10 protein-coding genes are annotated in these 8,262 nt (G+C 42.4%); 8 read left to right on the top strand and 2 right to left on the bottom strand.

Features of this window, described 5'->3' with window-relative positions; all coding sequences use genetic code 11:
• Positions 1-87: 87 nt before the first annotated feature.
• Entirely contained in the window at positions 88-258 is a 171-nt protein-coding gene (locus tag WKF69_RS17135; RefSeq protein WP_340383447.1) for a hypothetical protein, read from the top strand.
• A gap of 197 nt (positions 259-455) precedes the next feature.
• Here WKF69_RS17135 and WKF69_RS17130 read toward each other — a convergent pair whose 3' ends face one another.
• Complete coding sequence (locus tag WKF69_RS17130) at positions 456-950, bottom strand: VOC family protein (protein WP_340383446.1); 495 nt, start codon at positions 948-950, stop codon at positions 456-458.
• 78 nt (positions 951-1,028) lie between these two features.
• Here WKF69_RS17130 and WKF69_RS17125 point away from each other — a divergent pair, with 78 nt between their 5' ends.
• Together WKF69_RS17125 and nhaA are read left to right on the top strand one after the other, a co-directional pair.
• A complete protein-coding gene (locus tag WKF69_RS17125; RefSeq protein WP_340383445.1) occupies positions 1,029-1,649 on the top strand; it encodes an L-threonylcarbamoyladenylate synthase in 621 nt (206 codons plus the stop codon).
• Positions 1,650-1,782: 133 nt separating this feature from the next.
• Entirely contained in the window at positions 1,783-3,009 is a 1,227-nt protein-coding gene (nhaA, locus tag WKF69_RS17120; protein ID WP_340383444.1) for a Na+/H+ antiporter NhaA, read from the top strand.
• Between the two features lie 3 nt (positions 3,010-3,012).
• Here the strand turns inward: nhaA and WKF69_RS17115 are convergent, their stop codons facing one another.
• A complete protein-coding gene (locus tag WKF69_RS17115) occupies positions 3,013-3,444 on the bottom strand; it encodes a CBS domain-containing protein (protein ID WP_340383443.1) in 432 nt (143 codons plus the stop codon).
• A 310-nt stretch (positions 3,445-3,754) separates the two neighbouring features.
• On the opposite strand from WKF69_RS17115, the gene WKF69_RS17110 reads away from it, so the two are divergent.
• The 5 genes from WKF69_RS17110 to WKF69_RS17090 all read left to right on the top strand — a co-directional run.
• Complete coding sequence (locus tag WKF69_RS17110; RefSeq protein ID WP_340383442.1) at positions 3,755-5,107, top strand: Na(+)-translocating NADH-quinone reductase subunit A; 1,353 nt, start codon at positions 3,755-3,757, stop codon at positions 5,105-5,107.
• A 144-nt stretch (positions 5,108-5,251) separates the two neighbouring features.
• Positions 5,252-6,424 carry an NADH:ubiquinone reductase (Na(+)-transporting) subunit B gene (locus WKF69_RS17105; protein WP_340383441.1) on the top strand — a complete coding sequence of 391 codons (1,173 nt, stop codon included), beginning with the start codon at positions 5,252-5,254 and terminating at the stop codon, positions 6,422-6,424.
• A complete protein-coding gene (gene nqrC / locus WKF69_RS17100; protein WP_340383440.1) occupies positions 6,417-7,136 on the top strand; it encodes an NADH:ubiquinone reductase (Na(+)-transporting) subunit C in 720 nt (239 codons plus the stop codon). The genes WKF69_RS17105 and nqrC overlap by 8 nt, the downstream gene beginning before the upstream one ends.
• A 14-nt stretch (positions 7,137-7,150) precedes the next feature.
• Positions 7,151-7,831: an NADH:ubiquinone reductase (Na(+)-transporting) subunit D gene (locus tag WKF69_RS17095; protein ID WP_340383439.1), complete on the top strand. Its 681-nt coding sequence runs from the start codon at positions 7,151-7,153 to the stop codon at positions 7,829-7,831.
• Positions 7,832-7,838: 7 nt separating this feature from the next.
• A partial coding sequence (locus tag WKF69_RS17090; RefSeq protein ID WP_340383438.1) for an Rnf-Nqr domain containing protein occupies positions 7,839-8,262 on the top strand: 424 nt, incomplete at its 3' end.

Here is an 8,262-nt window from a genome sequence, read left to right as displayed (position 1 = left end):
TTTTATTCCTATCTTACTTATTGTTTCGGTTAATTCCATGGATGATGGATTAGACCGGGATGTAACCTAATCCTTACGCAACACATTATGAAACCATCAGCACCAAACAAAATTCTTTGGGCAATTGCTCTTATCGTAGGTATCCTCGGCATTGTCGGGCACTTAGTCGCGGTGAATTACTTATCAGAATACAGCTTTATGCTGGTTTTGGTCGGATTTGTTTTACTGGCAATCGGAACTTCGTTTAAGGGGACCTGAGTTTTAGAGGGACAACATCAGAACAACATATTCGGTAAACACATATCCAATTTGCGGTCACAACTTGTGACCGCAAATTTGTCCATTCTACTAAACGCCTGTCATTCCCACCAAAGTGGGAACCTCCCGTCCCTTAACTTAATGACATTGAGCGAAAGCCTGCCTGGCCGGCAGGCAGACGGGAACCTCCTAATAATCTATTCCATACTCTGAATAATACTCAACAACTCTTCCAGATCTAAGCTCTCTGTCGTCATCATCAGGTTGCCATGCTGATCAACGGGCCATTCTTCCCGTGGCTTATCCCAATACAATTCTACCCCATTCCCATCGGGATCGTCCAGATATAATGCTTCAGAAACCCCGTGGTCGGATGCGCCCGTTAAAGGATAGCCGGCATCCAACAGCCGCTTTAGAATTGCCGCAAGCTCCTTTCTTTCTGAGTACAGAATCGCTGTATGAAATAGGCCGCTCGAATGCTTGGGCGCAGGCGGGCCATTCTTCGAATACCATGTGTTTAAGCCTATATGATGGTGGTATCCGCCAGCAGATATAAATACCGCCTGATCCCCGTAACGCTGGGTAATTTCAAAGCCCAGGAGTTCATGATAAAATGAAAGCGCGCGTTCGATGTCAGCTACTTTCAAATGAATGTGCCCGATACGGGTGGAGTCAGGAATTTTATATGTCATAGGTCAATTCTGTTTCTTTTGAACAAGGCAACAGATCAGATGTTGTCTTAGCAGTACTTTAATTTAGTACTTTTAAATATGCTTATCAAAATATATCCTGAGAATCCGAATGAGAAAATGATACAGCAGGTGGTTGATGTTCTTAAAAAAGGGGGCGTCATTATCTACCCTACGGATACTGTTTATGGCCTTGGCTGCGATATAACCAATCAACGGGCTATCGAGCGGATATGTAAGATAAGGGGAATAAAACCTGAAAAGGCAAACTTCTCATTTATCTGTTACGACCTTAGCCATATTTCAGATTATACGAAACCAATAGATAACGAAACCTATCGTATTCTTAAAAAAGCCCTGCCGGGCCCCTTTACTTTTATTTTTAATGCAAGCAAGAATGTTCCGAAGCTTTTAAGCTCTAATAAAAAGACTGTGGGTATCCGTGTCCCCGATAACAGTATTGCGCGCTGCATCGTAAAGATGCTGGAAAATCCAATAATGTCTACTTCCATCCATGATGATGACGAGATCGTAGAGTATTCCACAGACCCGGACTTGATCTATGAGAAGTATCAGGATTTGGTGGATTTGGTAATTGATGGGGGCTTCGGAGACAATCAACCCTCGACCGTTGTGGACTGCAGTGAAGGGGAGTTTGAAATCGTCCGTCAGGGGAAGGGTAATCTTGAACTATTCTTGTAACATCTTTATGCCAAACTTAAGCTGCTAACAGCTAGGCAGCAGGGATTAAATCGTATCCGAAGATAGCGGTAAACTCCGGGAAATAGACGCCTGCTTGCCAAGTAACCCTGAAAGATTTTAGTATTTTCGCGCAATGTCTAAAGGAATTAAGTTAAAAACGTTCCGGAATTTCTTCCGATCAAAACAAATTGGCGGGATAATCCTGCTTCTTTGTGTGGTTATCTCACTTTCTGTCGCCAATTCAACCCTGGGAAAGAAATTCGAAGATCTTCTGTCACTTGTTATTGGTTATTCAAGCGAAACTTTCAGCATTGAATACTCTCTTGCAGCCTGGATAAATGACGGACTAATGGCAGTCTTCTTTCTTTTGGTTGGACTTGAAATTAAAAGAGAGATTATAGAGGGGGAGCTTTCGTCGCCAAGAAAGGCAGCGATGCCAATATTTGCTGCGTTAGGGGGTATGGTATTGCCGGCCCTGGCATATTCACTATTTAATTCAAATACTGCAACCTCGAGCGGCTGGGGAATTCCTATGGCTACCGACATCGCTTTTGCGTTGGGCGTTCTTTCTCTTTTAGGCAAAAGGGTACCTCCATCACTAAAAATATTCCTTGCCGCGCTGGCTATTGTAGACGATCTCGGCGCAATCCTTGTAATCGCCTTTTTTTACACCGATGAATTGCATCTGGCGCAGTTGCTCTATGCGGCAGGTATAATGGCATTTCTGGTACTACTAAATCGCCTTGGAGTAAAGAAATTGTTCTTCTATATCATCCCTGGGATATTTCTCTGGTATTTCGTACATCATTCCGGAATACACGCCACTATCGCTGGAGTTCTTCTGGCGATGACAATTCCAACAAATAAAGGAAGAAACACTTCACCTTTGGAAAAGCTTGAGCACATGCTGGTTCGGCCTGTCAACTTCTTAATCATGCCGATATTTGCATTGGCTAACACCAATATAAAATTCGAAAGCAACATGGTAGATGGGCTACTGAGCCCGATGGGCCTGGGAATACTCGGAGGATTGATTATAGCAAAACCGATTGGGATAACGCTGTTTTCGTGGCTATCAGTTAGGCTTGGATTTTCTGCGCTCCCTTCTCAATCAACATGGAAGCACATCTTTGGCTTGGGCATGCTGGCTGGAATAGGCTTTACAATGTCAATTTTTATTGCATTGTTGTCATTTAGAAGCATGGAGTATCAGCTTGGAGCAAAATTCTCAGTTCTCGTGGCGTCGGTAATTGCTGGCATATCCGGATATTTTTTTTTAAGCAGGTTAAACAAAAATATTTTACTAAACAGGAAGAAGTTGTTACGTAGAAGAAAACTATCAGTCAACCCCCGCACCTAGGCATCAGTTTCCGCCGATATACTGTTCCATATTCTGAATGATGAATTTCTGCTCGTCAATAATGTGTTTCACCACATCGCCAATCGAGATGATGCCGACGAGTTGATCATCCTTGAGTACAGGCAGGTGGCGTATAAAGTTATTCGTCATGAGCTGCATACATTCATCAATTGAACTGGACGGACTTACAGTAATAAGATTGGCTGACATAATATCTCTGATCTTCGTCTGTTTTGAGGCCTTTCCTTTCAGAATCACCTTTCTTGCATAATCTTTCTCAGAGAATATTCCCACAAGCCTGTCATTCTCGATTACAACCAGAGCGCTTACATTTCTTTCGACCATGATCTCGAGCGCGCGGTAAACAATTGTATCGGGCGCGATAGAAAACGTGGCACCACCCTTAGCCTTTAAAATACTTTGTACTGCTCCCATAATGTAATTTTAATTAATGAAAATCTTCGTAGAGTATATAAATATTATTATCTATAAGACGGATTAGCAATTTAATTTAATACGGTAGTCTAATTGGCAAAGGCTAAATCTCAAACATTACTTCTTGATATCGGCCGTCTTATTAAAAATAATTATTTTATTGTGAAATTAAAATTTATTTCAGAATCATATTCTTTTTATTAAAACCTGTATATTGGAATAAGATTTAGAATTGCCAGCGTGAGTCTTAAACTTGTTGAGCAGAAACTTTGCGTTCATTGTATATAGAAATTGCATTTAAATTTACTGTATGTCAGGGTATGTTAAAATCAATAAGGGCTTAAATATAAAACTGGCTGGCGAAGCCGACAAATCAATATCAAATCTACCACATCCCGAAACTTTTGCTGTTTGTCCCGGTGACTTTGTCAGCCTTAGTCCAAAACTTCTGGTTAAAGAAGGCGATGAAGTATTAGCAGGATCCCCCCTTTTATTTGATAAGAACAATGAGAGCATTAAGTTCTGTTCTCCTGTAAGCGGTGAAGTTGTTGGTATAGTCCGGGCCGACAAGAGAAAGATCCTTGAGGTTAGGATCCTTGCCGACCGGGAAATAAAGTATCTTGATCATGGAGTTATCTCATTAACTGACCTTAACCGGGAAAGCCTGATTGAACATCTATTAAAAAGTGGGGTGTGGCCTTTTATACGTCAGCGACCGTTCGGCACAGTAGCCAATCCGCACAATATCCCAAAATCGATCTTCATTTCTGCGTTTGATACAAACCCACTGGCTCCCGATATTGATTTTGTATTAAATGGGAAGGAGAGCCTTTTCCAGACGGGACTCGATGTCTTACAAAAATTAACTGACGGAAAAGTTCATCTTAATATACATACAGAGTTGAACTCTCCGTCTTTCGGCAACTTTAATGGAATTGAATTGAATAAGGTTTCCGGACCGCATCCTGCTGGGAATATTGGTGTTCAGATCCATCACATCGATCCGCTAAATAAAGGCGAACACATTTGGACTGTTAACCCCCAGGATGTAATTGTAATAGGTAAATTATTCGAAAACGGGATATATGATACTCGCAAGATAATAACTCTGGCCGGGTCGCAGATCATAAAACCTGCATACTACCAGGTAATTGGTGGCTGCAGTGTCAAAAATCTGTTAAAAGATGCCGGATTGAAAGCTGGTGAAAACCGGATCATCAGCGGCAGTGTTCTGAGTGGTCAAAGGGTTTTGCCAGATGGCTTTCTGGGTTTTTATGACTCACAGATCACAGTAATACCTGAGGGAAATCAAGCAGAATTCTTAGGTTGGCTGAGTCCCGGGCTAAACAAGTTCAGTGTTTCACGGACCTTTTTCTCATGGCTTAGCCCTACGAAGAAGCATGAACTGAATACAAACCTGCATGGCGAAGAACGCCCTTTCGTGATTACAGGACAATATGAAAAGGTTTTTCCGATGGATATCTATCCTGTTCAGCTATTAAAGTCAATTCTTATTGAAGATATTGAACAGATGGAAAAATTGGGGATTTACGAGGTGGTGGAAGAAGATTTTGCTCTATGTGAGTTCGTTTGCACATCCAAAATAAAGTCGCAGGAAATTTTGCGCCGGGGACTGGACATCATACAGAGTGAATTCAGTTAGGTTGATTTAACTTATCAAACCGATTATATATATTTTACTGAGATCCTTAAAAACTAACGACAATATCTTGATAGCATAGCCGAACACACACAGACAGACTAAACGGGCGGGTAGCCATATTTTTTATCACTAGCATATTTTCTTTTGGAAGCACTTAGAAAATTATTAGATAAAATTAAACCCCACTTTGAAAAGGACGGAAAACTTGAAAAGTTTTACCCTGCTTTCAACGCGTTTGAAACCTTCCTTTTCGTACCGGAGCATACTACCGCTGCGCGTGGTACCCATATCCGGGATGCTATAGATCTCAAGCGTACAATGATATTGGTGGTACTGTCCTTAGTTCCATGCCTGCTGTTCGGAATGTGGAATACAGGATACCAGCGCAACCTCGCAATCGGCCTAGAAGGAAGTTTAATAGATAATTTCATTTTCGGCGCCTCCAAAGTTCTTCCTTTAGTAATAGTGTCTTATGTGTCGGGTTTGACGGTCGAATTCATTTTCGCTATCATACGGAAACACACCGTAAATGAGGGCTTTCTTGTTTCAGGTATGCTAATCCCACTCGTCATGCCGGTGGATGTTCCCCTTTGGATGGTGTCGGTTTCAACTGTATTCGCCGTGATCATTGGCAAAGAAGTTTTTGGAGGTACGGGAATGAATATTCTTAATCCGGCACTCACCGCAAGAGCATTTCTCTTTTTTGCCTATCCAACCAAAATGTCCGGTAATGAAGTGTGGATAAATACGAGCCGGCCCAACGGGCAAGCTTTAGTTGACGGGTACAGTGGCGCCACTCCGCTGGGTGATGCTGCAGCAGGGTTTGGAGACAAAATACCCGGAGTATGGGAATCTTTCATCGGCACAATACCCGGATCGGTTGGTGAGACGTCTGCTCTGGCTTGTTTAATAGGAGCATTGATTTTACTATATACTGGGATCGGCAGCTGGAGAATCATGCTAAGTGTATTTGTGGGGGGATTTGTAATGGCAGCTATATTTAATTTCTTCGGCACAACCACTCTAATGCAGATCAGTCCGGTCCATCACCTTGTTCTCGGGGGTTTCGCATTCGGAGCCGTATTTATGGCCACAGATCCTGTCAGCGCTACGCAAACAAACAAGGGGAAATATATTTATGGATTTTTAATAGGATTGTTTGCAATCCTATTCCGGGTGTTTAATCCCGCGTATCCGGAAGGAATGATGCTTGCCATACTATTCATGAATGTTATGGCTCCTTTGATCGACCACTTTGTGATCGAGGCAAATATCAAGAAAAGATTAAAACGTACCAAGTCATTACAAAATGCATAAAGACAGTAACAAAGCCACTTTTATTTTCTCATCTGTCATGGTAGTCATTGTAGCTGTCTTGCTTTCGATAGCCGCTATCAGCCTGGGACCCTATCAGCAACGTAATGTGCGAATAGAAAAAATGGAGAATATCCTCAGCAGTGTAAGCATACAAACGAATCCAAAAGAAGCTGAAAAGATATTCGCGCAGTACATTACTGAACAAATAGTGCTGAATAAAAGCGGTGAAGCGGTCACCGGCGGGACACCAGCATTTGATATCGATCTCAAAAAGGAGCTCGACAAAGCTAAAACTGGTGATGCCGACAAAGAGCTGTTCCCTTTATTTATTTGTCATAAAGACAAGCAGGCGTTTTACATTATCCCAGTGCGGGGCAAAGGGTTATGGGGCCCTATATGGGGTTATATTGCCCTGCAGGGCGACATGAATACAGTTTATGGTGTAAGCTTCGGCCACAAAAGTGAGACTCCGGGTCTTGGGGCAGAAATAGAAACTGAAGCTTTTCAGAAGCAGTTCATCGGCAAAAAAATATTCGACGAGGGCGGCAAGTTTGTCTCGGTAAAAGCTGTTAAAGGAGGAGCGCCAGACGACAACACCCATGGTGTTGACGCGGTGTCCGGAGCTACTATCACTAGTGATGGAGTGAGTGAGATGGTTAAACGAACCCTGAGCAATTATGTGCCTTATTTTAAGAAAGTAAAATCCTCATAATAAAATTGAGTTTTATGGCTAACGAAACTATCAGCCCGACTAAAAAGATCAAAGAACCGGCAGAGCCCCTGTTCTCACCGAAGAATAAGCGGTTGCTTTTCGACCCTTTGAACGATAATAATCCGATCACGGTTCAAGTATTGGGCATTTGCTCAGCACTAGCTGTGACAGTAAAGGTAAAACCTTCCATAGTGATGGCCCTTGCGGTGTTGGTAGTTTGTGCATTCTCCAATATGGCGATATCCTTGATAAGAAATATTATCCCGAACAGGATCCGGATAATTGTACAGCTTACGATTGTAGCCGCAATGGTAATCCTTGTCGATCAGGTATTGAAGGCTTTTGTCTACGATGTTAGCAAGCAGCTCTCGGTATTTGTTGGTTTAATTATTACGAATTGTATCATTATGGGACGGCTCGAAGCCTATGCCATGGCAAACAAGCCATGGCCATCATTTATTGATGGTATAGGCAATGGTTTGGGATACGGACTGATACTGATTATTGTTTCCGTGATCCGCGAAGTCTTCGGGACAGGCGAGCTTATGGGCTATCGCGTTATTCCGCAATCACTTTATGATATGGGCTATTTTAACAACAGTCTCGTGATCATGCCGCCAATGGCCTTGATCATAGTTGGCATTATTATCTGGATACAACGGAGTCGCAATAAAAATCTAATAGAAACTAAATGATAACAACATGGATCACGTAAATATATTTATCAAGGCTATTTTTATTGAGAACATGATCTTCGCCTATTTCCTGGGGATGTGTTCGTACCTGGCCATCTCCAAAACAGTTAAGAGCGCTGTGGGCTTAGGTGTGGCAGTTATTTTCGTACTGGTTGTGTCTGTGCCTGTATGTTACATTCTGGAAAAATATCTGCTTAAAGCTGGCGCACTGACCTGGTTATCTGATGATTTTGCAACTGTTGATCTGAGTTTCCTCAGCTTTATTATGTTCATAGCGACGATCGCCTCTATTACGCAGCTTGTTGAAATGGTAGTTGAAAAGTACGCTCCCGCCTTGTACGCTACACTCGGTATCTTCCTGCCCCTGATCGCAGTTAACTGCTCAATACTGGGAGGAGCTTTGTTTATGCAGGAAAGGGAATATTCAACTT

It is taken from the genome of Daejeonella sp. (assembly GCF_037719425.1).
Classification (GTDB): domain Bacteria; phylum Bacteroidota; class Bacteroidia; order Sphingobacteriales; family Sphingobacteriaceae; genus Daejeonella.
The sequence above is the reverse complement of the archived record's forward strand: the minus strand, read 5'-3'. Positions and strand labels throughout refer to the sequence as shown.